The organism is Paracoccus sp. (in: a-proteobacteria) (assembly GCF_047973135.1).
In the GTDB taxonomy this organism is placed as follows: domain Bacteria; phylum Pseudomonadota; class Alphaproteobacteria; order Rhodobacterales; family Rhodobacteraceae; genus Paracoccus.
Window position 1 is genome coordinate 25,063 of sequence record NZ_JBKEBL010000132.1, and the last position, 19,243, is coordinate 44,305.

Annotated in this window: 17 protein-coding genes; 3 read left to right on the forward strand and 14 right to left on the reverse strand. The window is 63.8% G+C overall.

From position 1 onward, the window contains the following. Positions 1-8 precede the first annotated feature (8 nt). The 6 genes from ACK5L9_RS10090 to ACK5L9_RS10115 form a co-directional block, all read right to left on the reverse strand. Positions 9-743: an ATP-binding cassette domain-containing protein gene (locus ACK5L9_RS10090; protein ID WP_416911328.1), complete on the reverse strand. Its 735-nt coding sequence runs from the start codon at positions 741-743 to the stop codon at positions 9-11. Then, a complete protein-coding gene (locus tag ACK5L9_RS10095) occupies positions 736-1,704 on the reverse strand; it encodes an ABC transporter permease (RefSeq protein WP_416911329.1) in 969 nt (322 codons plus the stop codon). Before ACK5L9_RS10095 ends, ACK5L9_RS10090 begins: the two co-directional genes overlap by 8 nt. A gap of 67 nt (positions 1,705-1,771) precedes the next feature. After that, on the reverse strand, positions 1,772-2,746 hold the full coding sequence (locus tag ACK5L9_RS10100) for a sugar ABC transporter substrate-binding protein (protein WP_416911330.1): 975 nt from the start codon (positions 2,744-2,746) through the stop codon (positions 1,772-1,774). A gap of 24 nt (positions 2,747-2,770) precedes the next feature. Beyond that, the gene (locus tag ACK5L9_RS10105; protein WP_416911331.1) at positions 2,771-3,955 is read right to left on the reverse strand and encodes an AGE family epimerase/isomerase; all 1,185 of its coding nucleotides are present in this window, start codon (positions 3,953-3,955) and stop codon (positions 2,771-2,773) included. A gap of 26 nt (positions 3,956-3,981) precedes the next feature. Next, a complete protein-coding gene (locus ACK5L9_RS10110) occupies positions 3,982-4,788 on the reverse strand; it encodes an SDR family NAD(P)-dependent oxidoreductase (protein WP_416911332.1) in 807 nt (268 codons plus the stop codon). Then, positions 4,788-5,483 (reverse strand): GntR family transcriptional regulator, encoded by a 696-nt coding sequence (locus tag ACK5L9_RS10115; protein WP_416911333.1) that lies wholly within the window; start codon positions 5,481-5,483, stop codon positions 4,788-4,790. Before ACK5L9_RS10115 ends, ACK5L9_RS10110 begins: the two co-directional genes overlap by 1 nt. Positions 5,484-5,725: 242 nt before the next feature. Here ACK5L9_RS10115 and ACK5L9_RS10120 point away from each other — a divergent pair, with 242 nt between their 5' ends. Beyond that, positions 5,726-6,859: a GNAT family N-acetyltransferase gene (locus ACK5L9_RS10120; RefSeq protein ID WP_416911334.1), complete on the forward strand. Its 1,134-nt coding sequence runs from the start codon at positions 5,726-5,728 to the stop codon at positions 6,857-6,859. Here the strand turns inward: ACK5L9_RS10120 and ACK5L9_RS10125 are convergent. From ACK5L9_RS10125 to ACK5L9_RS10160, 8 genes are all read right to left on the reverse strand, one after another. Then, positions 6,856-7,908: an AraC family transcriptional regulator ligand-binding domain-containing protein gene (locus ACK5L9_RS10125; protein ID WP_416911335.1), complete on the reverse strand. Its 1,053-nt coding sequence runs from the start codon at positions 7,906-7,908 to the stop codon at positions 6,856-6,858. The genes ACK5L9_RS10120 and ACK5L9_RS10125 overlap by 4 nt on opposite strands. Before the next feature lie 93 nt (positions 7,909-8,001). Further along, positions 8,002-10,656 (reverse strand): molybdopterin-dependent oxidoreductase, encoded by a 2,655-nt coding sequence (locus ACK5L9_RS10130; protein ID WP_416911336.1) that lies wholly within the window; start codon positions 10,654-10,656, stop codon positions 8,002-8,004. Between the two features lie 13 nt (positions 10,657-10,669). After that, positions 10,670-11,041, reverse strand: coding sequence for a formate/nitrite transporter family protein (locus tag ACK5L9_RS10135; RefSeq protein ID WP_416911337.1), 372 nt, complete (start codon positions 11,039-11,041; stop codon positions 10,670-10,672). A gap of 32 nt (positions 11,042-11,073) precedes the next feature. Then, positions 11,074-11,409 (reverse strand): nitrite reductase small subunit NirD, encoded by a 336-nt coding sequence (nirD, locus tag ACK5L9_RS10140; RefSeq protein WP_416911338.1) that lies wholly within the window; start codon positions 11,407-11,409, stop codon positions 11,074-11,076. Next, entirely contained in the window at positions 11,406-13,844 is a 2,439-nt protein-coding gene (gene nirB / locus ACK5L9_RS10145; protein ID WP_416911339.1) for a nitrite reductase large subunit NirB, read from the reverse strand. The genes nirD and nirB overlap by 4 nt, the downstream gene beginning before the upstream one ends. Before the next feature lie 14 nt (positions 13,845-13,858). After that, positions 13,859-15,076 carry an MFS transporter gene (locus tag ACK5L9_RS10150; RefSeq protein ID WP_416911340.1) on the reverse strand — a complete coding sequence of 406 codons (1,218 nt, stop codon included), beginning with the start codon at positions 15,074-15,076 and terminating at the stop codon, positions 13,859-13,861. A 270-nt stretch (positions 15,077-15,346) separates the two neighbouring features. Next, the gene (locus tag ACK5L9_RS10155) at positions 15,347-16,528 is read right to left on the reverse strand and encodes an ABC transporter substrate-binding protein (RefSeq protein ID WP_416911341.1); all 1,182 of its coding nucleotides are present in this window, start codon (positions 16,526-16,528) and stop codon (positions 15,347-15,349) included. Further along, positions 16,525-17,112: an ANTAR domain-containing response regulator gene (locus tag ACK5L9_RS10160; RefSeq protein ID WP_416911342.1), complete on the reverse strand. Its 588-nt coding sequence runs from the start codon at positions 17,110-17,112 to the stop codon at positions 16,525-16,527. The genes ACK5L9_RS10155 and ACK5L9_RS10160 overlap by 4 nt, the downstream gene beginning before the upstream one ends. A gap of 328 nt (positions 17,113-17,440) precedes the next feature. On the opposite strand from ACK5L9_RS10160, the gene ACK5L9_RS10165 reads away from it, so the two are divergent. Together ACK5L9_RS10165 and ACK5L9_RS10170 are read left to right on the forward strand one after the other, a co-directional pair. Then, positions 17,441-18,181, forward strand: coding sequence for a GntR family transcriptional regulator (locus tag ACK5L9_RS10165; RefSeq protein ID WP_416911343.1), 741 nt, complete (start codon positions 17,441-17,443; stop codon positions 18,179-18,181). Between the two features lie 38 nt (positions 18,182-18,219). Beyond that, positions 18,220-19,242, forward strand: coding sequence for a BMP family lipoprotein (locus ACK5L9_RS10170; RefSeq protein ID WP_416911344.1), 1,023 nt, complete (start codon positions 18,220-18,222; stop codon positions 19,240-19,242). Position 19,243 lies beyond the last annotated feature (1 nt).

Sequence of the window (19,243 nt, forward strand, 5' to 3'; positions counted from 1 at the left end):
CCTGAACCTCAGGTAATGATGTCGATCATGTTCTGGACGCTGGTTTCCGCTGCCGTCAGATCGGCGACCTTCGCGCCTCGGGCGAAGGCGACGATCCGGTCCGAGACGTCGTGAACATGGTGCAGGTTGTGGCTGATGAAGATGACGGTGATGCCCTGATCGCGAAGCTGGCGGACGTAATCCAGCACCTTGTTCATCTCTTTCACCGAAAGATGGTTGGTCGGTTCGTCCAGAATCAGCATGCTTGACCGGAAATGCATCGCCCGCGCGATGGCCACGCCCTGACGCTGGCCGCCCGACAGATCCTTGACCGGCGCGTCGGGAGAACGCAGATGCAGGCCCACATCCTCGATGGCCGCCATCGCCTCGGCCGCCATGGCCTTCTGGTCCAGCAGCCCAAAGCCGCGCCATCCCCATTTGCGTTTCTCGCGGCCGATAAAGACGTTCCGGGCGATAGACATTTCGGGGATCATGGCGGTGTATTGATAGATCGTCTCGATCCCCAGATTCATCGCGTCGCGGGGGCTGCGGATGGCGACCTTGCTGCCCTCGAAGAAAATCTCGCCCGCGCTTTGGCGATGGACGCCCGACAGGATCTTGATGAAGGTGGATTTCCCGGCGCCATTGTCGCCGATCAGGCCGACCACCTGCCCCTTGGGAATATCCAGATCCAGACCGCGCAGCGCATGGACCGAGCCATACCATTTGTCCAGCCCGCGAACCGACAGGTGCAGATCAGTCATCGCCGGTCTCCTTGCGTTTTGCGCTGGCCGCCATGTCGCGGGTGAATTTGTTGACCGCGACCGAAATGACGATCATCGCGCCCACGGCAAAGCGGAACCAGTTGGCGTCGATCCGGGTCAGAATGATGATATTTTCGATAAAGGCGATCAGCAGTGCGCCGATCACCGCCCCCGTGACCGAGCCGATGCCGCCCGTCAGCGCGGCCCCCCCGATGACGGCTGCGGCGATGGCGGTCAGTTCGAAGCCGGTGCCCATGGTGGGCACGATGGCCTGGATGCGGAAGGTCTGGATCATTCCGGCAAAGCCCGCCAGCAGTGAACACAGGACAAAGCACAAGGTTTTGACCAGCGTGGTGTTGATCCCCATGTCGCGCGCCGCCTCGCGGTTGCCTCCGGTCGCGAAGATCCAGTTGCCAAAGTCAAAGCGCCGCAGCCAGAAGCCCAGCAACATCCCGATCCCCAGCAGCCAGAATACAGACACGCGCAGCAGATCGAACTTGCCGACGATCCACCACAGGTTCAGGTCGCGCGGAAAGGGCGGAGGAAAGCCGCCCGACATGACGATGGCGATGCTGCGGGCCATGAACAGCATCCCCAGCGTCGCGATAAAGGACGGCAGCCCGATGCGCAGCGTGATAAAGGCATTGATCAGCCCCACCACAACCGCCGCGAACAGCCCCACCACCATGGCAAGCGGCAGCGGCAATCCGGCGGCCATGCACAGGACCATGACCATGGGCGACAGCGCAAAGACCGATCCGACCGACAGGTCGAACTCGCCCGCGATCATCAGGATCGTCACGCCGATGGCGATCAGCGCGATTTCCGGGATGGGCTGAAGGACGATCTGAAGATTGGCATAGGTCAGGAACGCGGGGGAAAGGAAGGTAAAGACGATCATCATGACGACAAGCATGATGAAGGCGCTTGCCTCGGGTTTTTTCAGAAGCAGTTGTGTCATCTGCGAAGACTTTCGGAAATGTGGCGGCCGGTTGGCTGGCCCGGCCACAGGGCCGGGCCGCCGCGCTTCAGCGCACGCCCTGCTCGACGAAGGCTGTGACCTGATCGACATCTTCGGGGCTGACCAGCGCCTTGCCGGTATTCACGTCAAAGGCGGAAAGGCCGTATTTCTTGATGAAATAAAGCTGCTGGATCGGCAGATAACCCTGAAGGTAAGGCTGCTGATCGACGGTCAGATCGACATAGCCCTTTTTCATCTCGTCCAGCAGGATCGGCACCAGATCGAACCCGCCCATGCGGATCTGATGCGGCTGGATGCCCATGTCGCGCAGGCATTCCCCCGCCCCCGAGAACCAGAAGCCAGCGCCGATCACGGCGGTGGTGGCGGGGTTGCCCTGCACATACTGACAGATCCGTTGCCCGGTGATGGAAAGGTCGTTGCCGCTGTCGATCACCTGATAGTCCAGATCCCAGCCATCGGCGATGGCCTCGTCCAGGTATTTCCTTGCCCCGCCGATGCGTTGTTCGGCCCAGGATTCGCCGGGACGGGCCAGCCCCAGCAGCACATGCTGCTTTTGGCCCTTGTCCAGCAGCGCGACCAGCCCCTTGGCGACCTCGTATCCCGCCTGGAACAGATCTTGCCCGACAAAGGCCAGCCGGGCATTGCCCTCGGCCCCTTGTGTGTCATCGACATTCAGCGTCAGGACCGGAATATCCGCGTCGATGGCGCGCTGGATCGCGTCATCATACAGGTTATCATCGACGATCACCGTCGCGATTCCGTCCACGCCCTGCGCGATGGTGGTTTCCAGGTTTTGCAGATGCATTTGCAGATTGCCGTTTTCCGGCGTGAACAGAAGCTGGCAATCGACCTGATATTGCGCGCAGGCGTCGTCCATGCCGCGCTTGATGGTCTGCCAGAATGTGTTGTCTATCCCTGTCTGCGTCAGAATCGTGAAGCGATAGGGTTCTTGCGCCTGTGCCGCCGCGATGGTGGCCCAGATCGCTGTCAGGGCCGTCGCGGCCAGTTTGGTCGTCGTCATCGTTCCTCCTCCCTCAGGTGATGATCATGCGTCCATTTTCATGGCTTGCAGTGTCTCGTAACAGGCCGCCAGCGGGTGATAATCCGTCTTGGAGGCCGGGCTTTTCTCGTCGCTGTACCGCTGACCGGATTTGTCCAGAATGCGGTACCAGGCACCGTGGTCGTGATCGACGAAATACCTGTCGGCATAGGTCCAGACGCGGTTGTACCAAGTCCGGTATTCGTCCTTTCCCGTCGCCTGTGCCAGCAGCGCGGCGGCGGCGAAGGTTTCGGAAAAGACCCAGTAATACTGATCAGTGTCGATGATCGCGCCATCCGGCCCGAAGGTGTAATTGATCGCGCCGGTGGTCGGATCCCAGGCGCGACCCAGCGCGGCACCGAACAGAAACTCGGCCTTGGGGATCAGCCAATCCGCCGGGCGGTGCCGGTTCAGGATCAGCAGCAGCTTGGACCATTCGGTGAAATGACCGGGCAGATAGCCCCATGGGCGGAACAGGTTTTTGGGATCATCGCGGTTGAATTCCCAGTCATGGGTCCAGTTCGTGTGATAATGTTCCCAGACAAGCCCACCCGCCGGTTCGGCCAGATCGAGGCAGACCCGGCGGGCCAGCAGCTCGGCCCGGTCCAGATAGCGGGGGTTGCCCGTAGCCTCCCATGCGGCCAGCATCGCCTCGCACATGTGCATGTTCGCGTTCTGGCCGCGATAGGAATCGATCGCCGACCAGTCCCCTGCCGCGATCTCATCGACGTAAAGCCGCGCCCCGGCGTCCCAGAAGCGCGTTTCAAGCAGGGTCCAGATGTCATCCAGCAGCGCATCCGCCCCAGGAACATCCGCCTTGCGCGCCCCCGCCGCCGCCAGCAGCACGAAGGCGTGCCCATAGCAATGGCGGGTGCCGTCCACCACATCCTGCCCCGACAGAACCCAGGCATAGCCGCCATCGGGCCGCCGGTGATGGTCGCGCAGGAAGGCAAGGCCATGGGCGGCGGCCGTGCGACAGCCCTCATCGTCAAGCGTGACCGCTGCCAGCGAATAGTTATAGATAAAGCGGCAGGTGCCGACCAGATGCTTGGTCATCCGGTCGAAAATCGAACCGTCATCGCGCATCTGATTGATATAGCCGCCAAATTCGTGATCTATACAGGCCGGATGATAGAAATCGATGATCGACCGGATATGCGATTTCAGAAAGTCCTCGCTTTGGAAATTCACATTTCCCTCCCTGAACTGTGGATGCCTTATTCGGGCAGAATGATGCCCAGCTTTGACAGCACGCCGCCGTCGATCTTGATATCTGCGCCGGTCATGAAAGGGCACAGGTCGCTGGCCAGAAAGGCCGCGACGGCGGCCACCTCGTCCACGCGACCGACACGCCCGACCGGATGGCCCTTGCCCCATGCTTCGATGGTCGCCTCGGCGGTGTTGTCGCCCTTCCACAGATCCGCCGCCCAACGCAGCATTGGCGTGTCGATCGAGGCGGGGCAGATCGTGTTCACGCGCACGCCCGCCCCGGCATGATCCAGTGCCATCGCCCGCGTCAGCGCCAAGATCGCGCCTTTGGAGGCGGTATAGGCGGCGACATTGCTTTGCGAAGCGAAAGCCTGCACCGAGGCCAGATTGATCACCGCGCCGCCGCCCTGCGCCGCGATTTCGGGGATTGCGTATTTCGCCGCCCAGAAGATGCCCTTGACGTTGACGTTCATCACATCGTCCCAGACATTTTCCGGCGTGTCGGTGATGGTGCCGTAGCGCTGGATGCCCGCCGAGTTGACCAGCGTGGTCAGCCCGCCAAAGGCCGCCACCGCATCCTCGACCGCCCGCCGCATCTGGTCGCCCTGCGTCACATCGGCGACGATGGGCAACAATTGCCCACCCGCCGCCAGTTCTTTCTGCGCCGCGTCAAGCGAGGCCGGTTCGTTCGAGACGATGGCAACCCGCGCTCCGCAATCCAGCAGTGCCCGCGCGATGCCAAGACCCATGCCCTTTGAGCCGCCGGTGACAAGGGCGCGTTTTTCCGACAGGTCGATCTGGGGAAGGCTGGTCATCACTCGGTCTCCTGCTCGATGGGGATGGTTTCGAAATAATCCGGTTGCGCGGCGACAAGCTGGTCTATCTGCGCCATCACCCGGCGCAGGTGCAGCTCCATCACGACCTGGGCGCGGTCGGAATCATGGGCGGCAATTGCGTTGAACAGTTCGACGTGATCGTCCAGCAATGTGTTCAGGTCATAGGCACTGACCGTCGCCAGACTAAGCCAGCGCAGACGGTCCATATGCTTCTTGGCTTCGGAAATCACAGGCCAGACGGCGGGTCGGCCCGCCATTTCGGCAAAGCTTTGATGCATCCGTTCGTCCGAGGCGAAAAACAGTGCCGTATCGCCGTCGGTGATTGCGAATTTCTGTTCTTCGACCGCCTGCTGAACCGAGAATTTGAACCGGCGAGAGCTTTCGGCGGCTGCCTCGCGGACGATGGCGACCTCCAGCTTTTCGCGGACGAATTGCGCGGCGCGTACCGCATCCAGCCGGATCGGCGCCACGGTCGTACCCGCGCGCGAACGGAAATCGACCAGCCCTTCGGATGACAGCCGGGTCAGCGCCTCGCGGATCGGCGTTCGGCTGACGCCCAGCATATCGGCAAGCTGCAACTCGCCCACGGCGGTGTTCGGCGCAAGCTCCAGCGACACGATCTTGCGGCGGATCGTTCGATAGGCGCGTTCGGCAGCGGACAGTTCGATCGCCATGGTCATCTCCTCTGCATTCTTGTATACATAAATGCAAATTCAAGTCAATCACATTGTACAGAACTGTTTGTCCGCGACATGGGGATGCGCGGGCATGCGCGGCCTGGCGAATGGCACGGAACCGCCGCCGCGCGCCGGGGTTTTTCGATGCGCTGATTTCATTGGGTTTCTCTTGCCGGAAATGCCGGGGCGGTCCGCCGTTTTCACCTGACAATCCCGGCCCAAGGCACTAACGTCGCGGCATGACAGCGTCCTTGACCCTGACGACCCATCCGGCCATTGCCGGGATCGCGCCCCAAATCTGGGATGCGTTGGGCGACGGCAATCCCTTTACCTCGCATCGCTTTCTTGATGCGCTGGAACAGTCCGGATCGGTTGGCAAGGGCACCGGCTGGCAGCCTCTGCATCTGACGGTCGCGTGCGAGGGCCGGATTGTCGGGGCTGCGCCCGTCTATGCGAAATCTCACAGTCACGGGGAATATATCTTCGATCACGCCTGGGCCGAGGCCTATATGCGGGCGGGCGGGGCCTATTATCCCAAGCTGCAATGCGCTGTCCCTTTCACCCCGGCCGAGGGTGCGCGCCTGCTGGCCCGTGATCCCGCCGTCAAGCAGGCGCTGCTGGCGGGAATGACCCAGGTTGCCGATCGCGGCGGGGCCTCGGGTGTGCATGTGACCTTTTGCAGCGGCGCCGAGGCCGCGCTGGGGCAAGAGGCGGGCTTTCTTCCCCGTGTCACCCAGCAGTTTCACTGGCTGAACAAGGGCTATGGCAGCTATGATGAATTTCTGGCCGCCCTGTCCTCGCGCAAACGCAAGGATCTGCGCAAGGAACGCGCCCGCGCGCAGGCTTTCGGGGGCAGGATCCGTCATGTCACCGGTGACGATCTGCGACCGGAACATTGGGACGCCTTCTGGGCCTTCTATCAGGATACCGGCAGCCGCAAATGGGGTCGGCCCTATCTGACCCGCGCCTTTTTCGACTGTATCCATCAGACCATGCGCAACGACATCCTGCTGGTTCTGGCCGAGGATGACGGCACCCCCATCGCCGGAGCGCTGAATTTCATCGGGCCCGATTGTCTTTATGGCCGTTACTGGGGCTGCGTGCAGGACCACCCCTTCCTGCATTTCGAACTGTGCTATCATCAGGCCATCGACTTTGCCATCGCCCGCGGCCTTGCCCGTGTCGAGGCCGGGGCACAGGGCGAACACAAGCTGGCGCGCGGGTACGAGCCGGTGCCGATCCATTCGCTGCACTGGGTCGGCGATCCCGGCTTTCTGCGGGCGCTGGCCAGCTATCTGGATCAGGAACGCCGGGCCATGGGCCAAGAGATCGCGGCCCTGTCCGACTGGACCCCGTTCCGCAAGGGCGGCTAAGAGGCGATATTCGCGGACGGCATGATCCGCCCGTCCGGCAGGTTGGCCAGGGCCGCCGCCTGTTTGCGATAGACCAGCGGAGATTGGCCGTACCAGCGCAGAAAGGCCCGCGTGAACACCGCCTGATGGGCATAGCCAAGTGCGTCGGCCACATCGGACAGCGGTTTGCGCGTCAGCGTGACCAGCGACATCGCCCTTTTGCGCCGCCAGTCGTCGATCAGTTCCCGGAACGAGCTGTTTTCCTCTTTCAGGCGCCGTTGCAGGCTGCGCGGTTCCAGTCGCCGGGCATGGGCCACGCTTTCCAGCGTGCAATGGCCAAGTTCCATCTGCCGGGCGATTTCCTGACGGGTGGCATCGACGACGCTGCCGCTGGTGGCCTCGCGTTCGGTGGACAGGTAACGGCGGATGATGGCGTGATAGGCAGTGTCGCTGCGTTCCAGCCGCAGATCCAGCGCCTCGCGGTTGAAATACAGGGCGTCCCGTTCCGCGCCAAAGCGGACAGGGCAGCCGAACCAGGCCTCGGCGGTGCGTGCCAGACCAAGCTGGGGTTCGCGAAAACTCGCCTCGATATAGGTCAGCGGCCTGCCTGCCGCCTGATCTATGATGTTTTTGGTCACGGCAAGGGTCAGAAAGATGTACTGCCGCGTCACGACGGGCAAATTCTGAACCGAGACGATCACGGCGGCGACGTCCTCTTGTTCCTCAAGCGCGGCGACAAGGGCGTTGGTATAAACCGTCAGATTCTGCACGATGGAATACAGCGCGTCGCGCAGCGTCGGCTCCATCCGTGTCACCAAAGCCACGGGGCCAAGGATTTCCAGATGCTGATAGGGAACCATGCGAAAGGCCAGATCGGGCAGACGCCATGTCACGGCACAATTTTCAAGCAACTGACAATACGTTGTAAAATCGACCTGTGCATCGCCCTGCCGCAGCACGGCCGGATCCAGCCCTACCTGTTGCAGCGCAGCTTTCAGATCCCCCCCGAACTGGTCTGCAACCTCTTTCAGACCGGTCAGGCCGGGCGAACGGATGAATTGTCTGTTCACGGTATCCCCCCATGTTGCGGCCCCCCGCCAGCGGATCATGACACAATTGCAACGTAGAGGCGAGATTTCGTATGCATCATTTGTTACACGGGGTCAGCCGCTTGTCGTGGCGCGGGGCGATCCGGGGCAGGGGCCGGTGCGCAGGCTTTGATCCAGAAGCCTTTTCACCTCTGGTCGGCAGGATCCGCAATTCGTGCCTGCACCCAATGCCTGCCCGATGGCCTCGACCGACAGCAGACGCCGGGAGGTGATCGCGCTCAGGATGGTGTTCACGCCGATGCCTGCACAGGCGCAGATCAGCGCGCCCTCGTCCGGGCGGTCGGCGCCGGGTTGGCCCGACAGCACCGCTGCGCCGCAATTATCCGACAGCGCGCCCGTGACAAAGCTGCGCGACAGGGCGACCGGACCAGTCGAGACGAACAGTGCGGCCTCAAGACGGTCATCCTTGACAAAGGCCATGCGGACGATGCCGCGCCGCGAGTCGCGGACGGTCAATGGATCATATGGCAGGTCAAACAACCCATGCGCGAAATCATGCCAGTCGTCGGGAAGGGCCTTTCCGGCCATCTCGGCCTGAAATCCTCTGACGATCGTCGCATTCGCCCAATAGTCGCAATTCGGCGCGATAGGGTGGCGCGAGACAGCAAAGCCATACCAATCGGCGTCGAAGGGACGGATGCTGACGACGGCGGATTTCGATGCCGGCTGCCCCGAGATCGCGTCGGTCAGCGCCGGAACCAGCGCGTTGACACGGCCTGTCGGGCCGGTCTGGCCGGTCCAGTGCATCGGGGCGAAGGGCTGGCCGGGTTTTACGCGGTCGGTGATCAGCACGCGCAGGACAGCGCTGCCCCCGGCCCCCGCGACATGGGCGAGGCTGGCGGGGGGCAGGTTCAGTGCGGCGGCGTCCTGCGGATGGATTTCCAGAAACGGCTCGGCCAGATGGCGCGACAGGCGGGACGACAGGCCGGTGCGGGTCATGCTGTGCCAGTGGTCACGGATGCGCCCCGTATTCAGCCGAAAGGGCCGGGCGGGGCCGGTTGCCTGTGGCAGGGCGGCGCTGACCGGCACCATCCGCGCCTTGCCTGACGGCGTGTGAAAGCGGCCATCGCCGAAAAAGCGCCCTCCCTGCCGCGACGGCGATTGCGGCCACAGAAAGGGCTGCATGGCGTCATAGCGGGCCTGCGTGATCCCGGCATGCAGCGAGATGTCGAAGTCGCTGCCAAGCTGGCCCGCGACACCGGACAGCGCGGCATATTCGGCAAAAATCGCGGCCGGGCTGGTCCAGCCAAATTCCCGTGACCAGCCCATCCGTCGGGCGACCGAGGCCAGAATGCGCCAGTCGTCCCGCGCCTGTCCCGCAGGGGCCAGCAGTGGACGCTGGCGGCTGATGCGGCGTTCGGAGTTGGTGACGGTGCCATCCTTTTCGCCCCAGCCGGTCGCAGGCAGCAGCACATCGGCCAGCCGCGTCGTGTCGGTATCGGCCATGATGTCGGACACCACGACGAAATCGCATCCGGCGATGGCGCGGGCCACCCGGTCGGCCTCGGGCATCGAGACGGCGGGGTTGGTGCAGATGATCCACAGCGCCTTGACCCGCCCGTCCTCGACCGCGCGAAACATGTCCACGGCCTTCAGCCCCGGTTTCGTGGCCATGCGCGGCGCGTTCCAGAAACCCCGGACAGCGGCGCGATGCGTAGGGTTTTCGATGTCCAGATGGCAGGCCAGCATATTGGCAAGGCCGCCGACCTCGCGCCCGCCCATCGCATTCGGCTGCCCCGTGACCGAGAACGGCCCCATGCCGGGGCGTCCGATGCGGTTGCTGGCCAGATGGCAGTTAAGGATCGCGTTCACCTTGTCGGTGCCGGTCTCGGACTGGTTGATCCCCTGCGAATAGACGGTGACGACCCGTTCGCTGTCGCACCACATATCGAGAAACCGCGCCAGATCTTCGGGTGGCAGGCCGGTCATGTCTGCCGGGGTCCGGCGCGCTGCCTTCAGACAGTCGGCCAGCCCCTCGACCGGGGCGTCGGGGGCGATCAGGCCGCGCCGGTCAATCTCGGCCAGCAGCAGGTTGAAGATCGCCGCATCCGATCCCGCAGCGCAGGCCAGATGCAGATCAGCGATGTCGCAGGTGGCGGTGCGGCGCGGGTCGATCACGACGACCCGCGTACCCCGCACCTGACGCGCTGCGGCCAGCCGCTGAAACAGCACCGGGTGACACCATGCCAGATTGGAACCGACCAGAACAACGGTATCAGCGGTCTCAAGATCCTCATAGAGGCCGGGCACTGTGTCGCTGCCAAAGGCGCGCCGGTGCCCCGCAACCGAGGACGCCATGCACAGCCGTGAATTGGTGTCGATATTGGCGCTGCCGATGAACCCCTTCATCAGCTTGTTGGCGACATAGTAATCTTCGGTCAGCAATTGCCCCGAGACATACAGCGCCACCGAATCCGGCCCGTGCCGCGCGATGGTGTCGGCAAAGCGCGCCGCGACAAGGTCCAGCGCCTCGTTCCAGCCTGCCTTGCGTCCGGCGATCAGGGGGGCCAGCAGCCGGCCCTGCCGCCCCACCGTTTCCCCAAGGGCCGAGCCCTTGACGCAAAGCCGCCCGAAATTTGCCGGGTGATCGGGATCGCCCTCGATGGTCAGCCCGCCAGCGGCGTCGGGCGTGGCCAGCACCCCGCAGCCCACGCCGCAATAGGGGCAGGTCGTGCGGGCCGGACGGGGGGCAGAGGACAGCATGTTCATCAGGGGTCTGCCTTCATTCGGCCGGAATGGGCCGGGCCAGAGAGGCCGGTGCCTTGCGGGTGCGGCGTGTTTCGGGTGCGGTGCGGTAATGCGTCGAATGGGTCATCGCGCCCATAAGGGTCAACCCGCCGGCCATATTGCCCGGAACGGTCGGGATCTCGTTCCAGATCAGGTAATCGGCGATCGTGAAATTGCCGCCCGGCAGCAGGCCCGCCGGGAACAGGAACATGTTCACGATGGAATGCTCGAATCCCATGTCAAACAACACGAGGATCGGCATCCACATCGCGATGACCTTTCCCGAGACGCTGGTGGACATGAAAACCTTGGCCTTGCCCGCGTCGATCATCTTGCAGGCAAAATCCCGAGGGGTAACATGGGACATGGACATGTTCCTTGTGTGTTGGGTTGCGCCCGTCAACAGGCTTTCCGAAAGGCCGCCAGATCGGCGGAAATCAGAATGCGGCCCTTGCTGATGCGTACCTGATAGGTGCGGACCGCGCCGTCATCGATGCCCTGCGCGCGACCAGAGTTCATGTCGAACACCCAGTTATGCAGCGGGCAGGTGACGTGGTCGCCATGGACGATGCCCTCGGACAGCGGCCCGCCCTTGTGCGGGCAGCGGTCATCCAGCGCAAAGACCCGGTCATCGGCGGTGCGAAAGACGGCGATGCAGCCATGCGTGGTCCTGACAAGCCGCGCGCCCTGACGCGGAATATCCTCAAGCGTTCCGATATCGACCGAAACAGTCATTCCGCAGCCTCCAGTGTCAGATTGGCGACAGGGGCCCATTTGGGCGTTTGGTCGGGGGTGGAATGTTCCGCCCATGGATCCTTGCGATAGACCGACTGGCTGATCTCGAACCGCCCGCACAGCGCGCGGCGGTTGGCCCCGTCATTGACGACCTGCGCCCGGACCCAGTCCAGCCCGACCTTGGCCACCCATTTATAGGGGCGGTCCAGATAGCGGGCGTTTTCGCGGTAAAGCTGGACAAAGGCGGTGACGATTTCGACCGCCTCGTCCTCGGACGGGGTCGAGGCCAGATGCTCGGTTTCCTTCAGTTCCATCCCCGCCGCGCCCGCGACGCTGATATTGTAACCGCTGTCCACGCAGATGATGCCGACATCCTTGCAGGTCGCCTCGGCGCAGTTGCGCGGGCAGCCGGATACGCCCAGCTTGACCTTGTGCGGAGTCCAGGATCCCCACAGCAACCGTTCCAGCCGGATGCCAAGCCCGGTCGAATCCTGTGTGCCAAAGCGGCAGAATTCGCTGCCCACGCAGGTTTTCACCGTGCGAAGCCCCTTGGAATAGGCATGACCCGAGACCAGCCCGGCACGGTTCAGATCGCCCCACATATGCGGCAGATCCTCTTTGCGGACGCCCAGCATGTCGATCCGCTGACCGCCCGTGACCTTGATCATCGGCACGTCGTATTTCTCGGCCGCATCGGCGATGGCGCGCAGTTCGGCGGGCGTGGTCACGCCGCCCCACATGCGTGGCACGACCGAATAGGTGCCGTCCTTCTGGATGTTGGCGTGGTTGCGTTCGTTGACGAAACGTGATTGCCGGTCGTCGCGGTATTCCAGCGGCCATTCGGCCAGCAGATAATAATTCAGCGCCGGGCGGCAGGAATGGCAGCCGCCGACGGTTTTCCAGCCCAGTTCCTGCATGACGGCGGGGATGGATTTCAGGCCCATGGACCGGATCAGGCGGCGCACGTCCTCGTGGCTGTGATCGGTGCATTTGCACATTCCGGCGGGCGCGGCGGCGGCAAAGCTGTCGCCAAGGGTCAGTTTCATCACCTGTTCGACCAGCCCGGTGCAGGTGCCGCAGGAATTGCTGGCCTTGGTGCCTGCGCGCACGGCGTCCAGCGTGGTCGCGCCACCCTGCACGGCCTGAACGATAGTGCCCTTGCAAATGCCGTTACAGCCGCAGATTTCCGCCTCAGGCGGCAAGGCTGCAACGGCCGCCATAGGGTCCACGGCAGACCCTCCCTGAAAGGCGGGGCCAAAGATCAGGGTGTCGCGCATGCCCGCGATGTCGGTGCCGTCCTTCATCAGTCCATAGAACCAGTTGCCGTCGGCGGTATCGCCATACATCACCACGCCGATGATACGGTCGTCCTGAAGGACCAGCCGTTTGTAGATACCGCGTCCGGGATCGCGAAAGACGATGTCCTCGCGCCCCTCGCCATCGGCGAAATCGCCCGCGCTGAACAGGTCGCAACCCGTGACTTTCAGCTTGGTCGCGGTCTGGACGGGGCGGAACTCGGCTGCCGCGCCCAGCAGGGTTTTCGCCAGCACCTTCGCCTGATCGTAAAGCGGCGCGACAAGGCCGAACAACTGGTCGCGATGTTCCACGCATTCGCCAAGCGCGAAGATATGCGGATCGCTGCTGCGCATGGCGTCATCGACGACGATGCCGCGTTCAACCTCAAGCCGGGCATCGACGGCGATGCGCGTCTCGGGGCGGATGCCGACGGCCATGCAGACCAGATCGGCGGGATAGACGGTGCCGTCTTCCAGCAGCACGGCCTCGGCGCGGCCATGGCCCAGAATAGCCTTGGTTGCGCCCTTGCAGTGAACCGTGATCCCGCGCCGTTCCAGATCCTTTTGCAGCAGGTATCCGGCGGCGGGGTCAAGCTGACGCTCCATCAGGTGGCCCATCAGGTGAATGACGGTGACGCTGGCCCCGCGCGCGGCCATGCCCGCAGCGGCCTCAAGCCCCAGCAGCCCGCCGCCGATGACCACGGCGTCCTTGCCCGCGATGCCCGCCTCGATCATGGCGTTCGTGTCCTCAAGATCGCGATAGGACACGACGCCGGGCAGATCCTTTCCTGCCACCGGAATGATAAAGGGCGCAGAGCCGGTCGCGATGACCAGCGCGTCATATGCTGCGCTGGATTGGTTCGAATGCACCACGCGGTTTTCGCGGTCGATCCTGACCACTGGCTGCCCAAAGCGGCAATCGACCCCATGCGCGGCATACCAGTCATCGTCATGGGTGACGATGTCCTCATATGCCTTTTCGCCCGACAGGACCGGCGACAGCATCAGCCGGTTATAATTCCCGCGCGGCTCGCCGTTGAACAGGGTGACGTCAAAGGCGTCGGGATCGGCCTCGAACAGATGTTCCAGCATCCGGCCCGAGGCCATGCCCGCCCCGATGATCACAAGTTTCCTTTTCATGACAATGCCTCCGGTCACGCGGTTTGCAGGGTTGCAGGACGGGTCATGCGGCGGACGGACAGGTGCATCCAGACCATGCAGCCCGCGACCAGCATGAACAGCACGGCAAAGCAGCTTGACCACAGCCCGGTTTCATCCTTGAGCCAGCCGAACAGCAGCGGCAGGACAAATCCGCCAAGCCCGCCGATCATGCCGACCAGACCGCCCACCGCGCCGACATTCTGCGGGTAATAGGATGGGATATGCTTGTAGACGGCGGCCTTTCCGAGGCTCATGAAAAAGCCCAGAACAAAGATCACCACCAGAAAGACCGGCAGCGGAATGCCGCCCGGTGCCGACAGGATTGCCGTCGCCGCCAGCGACACGGCAAAGGTCGCATACATCACCCGGCGCGCGCCTACCCGGTCGGACAGAATGCCGCCATAGGCGCGAAAGATCGAAGCGGGGATAGAATAGGCCGCGCCGATCATCCCGGCGGTCCTGACGTTCAGGCCATAGACCCCGATCAGGTAATGCGGCAGCCACAGCGCCAGCGCGACGAAGGCCCCGAAGCTGAAGAAGTAATAGGCCGAGAACCGCCAGACCTGCATGTTCCCCAGCGGTGCCATCTCGGCCCGCAGGCTGCGTTGTTCCATCTGGCCGCCCCGGCGCGCCGCCGTGACCGGATCGTCCTTGGACAACACCCAGAACAGCACAGCCGTCACCGTCAGCACCGCCGCCCAGATCTGCGCGGTCATCTGCCATCCATATGCGAGCATGACAAAGGGTGCCGCGAATTTCGTCACCGCCGCACCGACATTTCCGATGCCGAAAATCCCCAGCGCGGTTCCCTGCCGCGCATCGGCGTAGAAGCGCGACACATAGGCGACCCCCACGGCGAAAGAACCGCCGGCCAGCCCGACGCCAAGCGCCGCCACCAGCATCTGCGCATAGGTCGCAGCCCAGCCCAGCAAAAAGGTCGCGGCGGCGGCGGCCAGCATGGTCAGGGTATAGACCGCGCGTCCGCCGATCCGGTCGGTGGCGATGCCCAGAAAGATGCGGGTCAGCGATCCGGTCAGGATCGGCAGGCCGACCAGCAGCCCGAACCGGGTCTCGCTGAGGTCAAGCTGATCCCGGATCTGAAGGCCGATAATCGAGAAAACCGTCCAGACGGCAAAACAGATGGTGAAGGCAACAGTGGACAGGCCAAGCGCGCGGCTGGCCTCGGGTGAGGAGGTGCTGGTTGCGGACATCTAGGGGCTCCGGCAATGACTGGCAATTCATGGGTTCGGAAGGCGTCAGGACAGGTCGGGACATCCCCGGCGGGGGAGTCCATGAACTGATGCCTTCTGTGGAGGACCGCATCATCGCGGGCAGGTGGCGGGCGCGCCGTTGCGCCGTGCCTGTGGGTTTAGATTGAGGCGATCCGTCGTGCCGCGCAAGTGTGGATTGCTGCAATCGCAGCCAGGATGCCGCAACGCAGAAGATTTAGGCGGCAGCGGTGCGAATTGCCTGATTTTCAGTCAGTTTTGTGACCGAACCACGGCAGAGGGGTCAAAGACATGGCCGTCGAAAAAACTGTCTGCGCGAAGAATCATCTGCCCCCGTTCAGCGGGGACGGTGCGATCCTCGGGCAGCGAGCCCTCGATCCGCGACGAGGCCCCCGGCAATGGTGCCCCTGCCGGACGCAAATGCTGGCGATACAGGTCGGTGCGGAAATGCGCCATCGCGCGCTGCATGGCCGGTTCCGGCGGCAGTCCGTGGCGCTGCGCCAGGTTGCGGGCAATCAGGGCGGCGATGCTTTTCCATGGAAAATTCACCGACCCCGCGCTGAATGCGACGAATTGAGGCACCTGCCGCGTGCCGCCATCTGCGGAAATCACCAACCGCCCGGTCATGCCCCGCTCGGCCAGATCGGGCGGCAGGTCCAGATAGCGGGGGGCCGACAGGATCTCGGCGGCGGTGGCCCGGTGATCGGCCTCGTCCAGCCAGCGTCCGGCCCGCCACAAGGCCCGCATCAGCGCCCCCGTGTCCTCGGGCCGGTCCTGCGCGAAATCACGGCGCAGCACCAGCCCCTTTTCGGGCGCGGCCGCCCAGATCGCCCGGCCCGGCAGCAGCAGCCCGGCAATTCCGCGTTCAACGGCATGCGAGGCCCATGGCTCGCCCACGCAGAACAGATCCACCTCATCCGCCGCCAGTGCATCGGCCATCAGCGGCGGGGGTACGGTCTTGACCTTCAGGTCGCCGGGGCGGAACCCGCACGCGGTCAGCCAGTGGCAGATCAGTTCAAGCTGCATCGAAAACATGAAGGGCACGCCCACATGCAGGGGTCCGGTGACGACGCGGCGCAGCGCCTGACCCGCCGCCGCCGCATCGGCCAGGTCGAACCCGTGGCCGGTGTCGCGCAGCCGCCTCAGGATCGGGTTGCTGACGGCAACCGCCTGCCCGCAATGGGACAGAAACATCAGAAGATCGAAATCCGGCCCCGGCGGACCCAGCCCAAGTGCCTGTCCGACAGGCAGCGGTACCAGCATATGCGCGGCGTCAATCAGCCCCGCGCCCAGCATGTCACGGCTTTGCGCCCATGCGCCCAGCCGGACCAGTTCCAGCAAGAGGCCCTCTTGCGCGGCAAAGCCCAGTTCCTGCGCGACGATCAGTGGTGCCGCATCGATCAGGGGCACATATCCCAGCCGCAGGCGGATCATCGGCCCAAAAGTCCCGCTGCCGTGACTAGTTGCTGCGCGATCTCTCCGATGCGCTTGCCCTGATCCATGGCGGTCTTGCGCAGCAGGGCATAGGCCTCGGCCTCGCCGATGCCGCGCGCTTTCATGATCAGCGCCTTGGCGCGATCAGTGATCTTGCGTTCCTCCAGCGCGGCGCGGGTCGCGGCCAGCTCGGCCCGCAATTGCTGAAAGATATGGAACCGCGTCACCGCTGCGTCGAGGATCGGCTTCAGCCTTTCGGGCCGCAGCCCGTCCACCACATAGGCCGACACCCCCGCCTCGATGGCCGAGCGGGTCAGCCCCTCGTCCGAACGGTCCACGAACATCGCCACCGGCCGCTCGGCAGGCCCCGAGGCCAGCGCCAGCTCTTCGAGAATATCGCGAGAGGGATTGGCGATGTCGATGAGCACGACATCGGGGCGCAAATCCGCGACATGGCGTGCCAGCGAGGATTGTTCCGCGATGATGCGGACGTCGTGATCGCCGGACTCGGCCAGCCCTTCGGCGATCGAGCGGGCGCGGTCCGGGTCGGTTTCGGCAACGACGATGAGAAGTTTCTTGGGCATGGTTTTCCTGACTTGCCCCTTGCGATCTCACAGGGGATTTCGCGGTGCAAGCACGATAGCGCGTGGCGCGGGCGGCGCGCTGCGGATTGCCTGAAATATGGCCAGTTTTGTACATTGTCCGGGAAGTTTGCGTGTGATGGCAGCGCCGCAGATTTGCGTCCCGCGATGGCCGGGGGAGCTGTGCACCCCCCGGACCCCCAGCATAAGCCTGCGGCCTTGCACGGGGACGGGTTGCGGCGGCTTTTTCGGTGTGTACTGTACAGTATGAAACTGGCGTTCCCTGAGAGAATAAATTTGACTAGTCAACCAGATCTATTAAGATTGATCCATGACCGAATCCCTTCCCAGATACCGCGCCCTGGCCGAGCAGATTCGGCAAGACTATCTTGGCGGCGCTGCCCGTCCGGGTGATCGTCTGCCGCCCGAGGCAGAGTTTTCCCGCCGGTTCGGGGTTGCGCGCGGCACCGTGGTGCGAGCGATCGAGGTGCTGGTGGCCGAGGGCGCGCTGGTGCGTCGTCAGGGTTCGGGCACGTTCGTGTCTGATCCGGGGTTGCGCCGCCGTCAGGGCCGGGTCCAGAGTTTTACCGAATCCATGCGCGGGCTGTCGCGTCAGGTATCGCATCAGGTGCTGTCGGTCGGGCCTGTCGGGGGCGGGGACGCGCGGGCGCTTGGTTCGACCGAGGCGATGGTGCGCCTGTCGCGGCTGCGCTTTCTGGATCTGGAACCCGTGGCGCTGCATGTGTCCCAGATTCCGGAAAGCCTGTTCACGCTGATTGTGCGGGATCATGGCGATGCGCTGGTGCCGGGCGCGCGGACGACGTTTTCGCTGTATGCCGCATTGGAAGAGGCCGGGCATCCGGTTGCACGGGCCAGCGAACGCAATGTCGCCCGACTGGCCAGCGACGAGGAAGCGGGCTTGCTGCGGGCCGCGCCTCCGGTCGCGGTGATGGAGGTCTGGCGGAACAGCCGCGACGCGACGGGGCGGCTGATCGACGCAACGCGGGCGCTGTATCTGCCGGGGAATTACAGCGTCGATATCGAATTGGTCCGCCAGCAGGCGGGTGGTTGAAACGGCAGGCAAGACTGTCGGCATATGGGAGGTTGAGAATGCGAAAGACAATCATGCTGGCCACGGCGGGGCTGATCGGGGCGGCGGTTCCCGCGCTGGCCAAGGATGCTCCGGTCGCGCTGATCATTGCGCAGGGCGGGCTGGGGGACGGGTCGTGGAACGACACCGCCTTTGCCGGGTTCCAGAAGGGGCTGGAGACCACCGGGCTTGAGGGGCGTCCCATCGAATCGAATGACGTTGCCGCGCAGGGCGAGGAAATCATGCGCCGCGCCGCCGATGCGGGGTTCGGGATGGTGATCTCGCTGGAATGGCTGCATGGCGAGCCGATGGAAAAGCTGGCATCCGATTATCCCGATACCGACTGGGTGATCATGAACCAGACGCGGACAGGCGACAATATCGTCTCGGTCGTCTTTGGCGAACACGAGGGCAGTTATCTGGCGGGGGCGCTGGCCGCGCAGGTGACGACCGACACATCCGTTCCCGGCATCAATGCCGATCCGGTCATCGGCGTGATCGGCGGGGTGAAATCGCCGGGCATCGACAAGTTCATCTCGGGCTATATCGAGGGCGCGCATGCGGTGAATCCCGATATTCAGGTCAAGGTTGCCTATTCCGAGACATTCGGCGACCCGGCCAAGGGCGAGCAGATGGCAAAGGCGATGTTCGACGCGGGGGTGGATGTGGTCTATCAGATCGCGGGCGGCACCGGTATCGGCATCATCAACGCCGCCAAGGCATCGGGCGTTTATGCGATCGGGGTCGATACCGATCAGGACGGGCTGGCACCGGGCCATGTGCTGACCTCGATGGTCAAGCGCGTGGATGTGGCGGTCGAGGATCTGCTGACCGCCTACAAGAATGACAGCTTCCCCGGCGGGCAGCACATGGTGTTCGGCCTTGCCGAGAACGGCGTTGGCCTGTCGCCCATGACTCATACGCGCGACATCATTCCCGCCGCCTATCTGGACAAGGTCGAGGCGCTGAAGGCCGACATCGTCGCGGGCAAGATCAAGGTCTGGGACGTGTCCACCGACGGCTATCCCGAGTTTTTCAAATAGG

Bases quoted from the DNA above. Each gene is read 5' to 3' on its own strand.
- ACK5L9_RS10120 (WP_416911334.1), top strand. From the start codon at position 5,726: ATGACAGCGTCCTTGACCCTGACGACCCATCCGGCCATTGCCGGGATC.
- ACK5L9_RS10135 (WP_416911337.1), bottom strand. From the start codon at position 11,041: ATGTCCCATGTTACCCCTCGGGATTTTGCCTGCAAGATGATCGACGCG.
- ACK5L9_RS10100 (WP_416911330.1), bottom strand. From the start codon at position 2,746: ATGACGACGACCAAACTGGCCGCGACGGCCCTGACAGCGATCTGGGCC.
- ACK5L9_RS10150 (WP_416911340.1), bottom strand. From the start codon at position 15,076: ATGTCCGCAACCAGCACCTCCTCACCCGAGGCCAGCCGCGCGCTTGGC.
- ACK5L9_RS10090 (WP_416911328.1), bottom strand. From the start codon at position 743: ATGACTGATCTGCACCTGTCGGTTCGCGGGCTGGACAAATGGTATGGC.
- ACK5L9_RS10130 (WP_416911336.1), bottom strand. From the start codon at position 10,656: ATGAACATGCTGTCCTCTGCCCCCCGTCCGGCCCGCACGACCTGCCCC.
- nirD (WP_416911338.1), bottom strand. From the start codon at position 11,409: ATGACTGTTTCGGTCGATATCGGAACGCTTGAGGATATTCCGCGTCAG.
- ACK5L9_RS10165 (WP_416911343.1), top strand. From the start codon at position 17,441: ATGACCGAATCCCTTCCCAGATACCGCGCCCTGGCCGAGCAGATTCGG.
- ACK5L9_RS10155 (WP_416911341.1), bottom strand. From the start codon at position 16,528: ATGATCCGCCTGCGGCTGGGATATGTGCCCCTGATCGATGCGGCACCA.
- ACK5L9_RS10160 (WP_416911342.1), bottom strand. From the start codon at position 17,112: ATGCCCAAGAAACTTCTCATCGTCGTTGCCGAAACCGACCCGGACCGC.
- ACK5L9_RS10115 (WP_416911333.1), bottom strand. From the start codon at position 5,483: ATGGCGATCGAACTGTCCGCTGCCGAACGCGCCTATCGAACGATCCGC.
- ACK5L9_RS10110 (WP_416911332.1), bottom strand. From the start codon at position 4,788: ATGACCAGCCTTCCCCAGATCGACCTGTCGGAAAAACGCGCCCTTGTC.
- nirB (WP_416911339.1), bottom strand. From the start codon at position 13,844: ATGAAAAGGAAACTTGTGATCATCGGGGCGGGCATGGCCTCGGGCCGG.
- ACK5L9_RS10170 (WP_416911344.1), top strand. From the start codon at position 18,220: ATGCGAAAGACAATCATGCTGGCCACGGCGGGGCTGATCGGGGCGGCG.
- ACK5L9_RS10095 (WP_416911329.1), bottom strand. From the start codon at position 1,704: ATGACACAACTGCTTCTGAAAAAACCCGAGGCAAGCGCCTTCATCATG.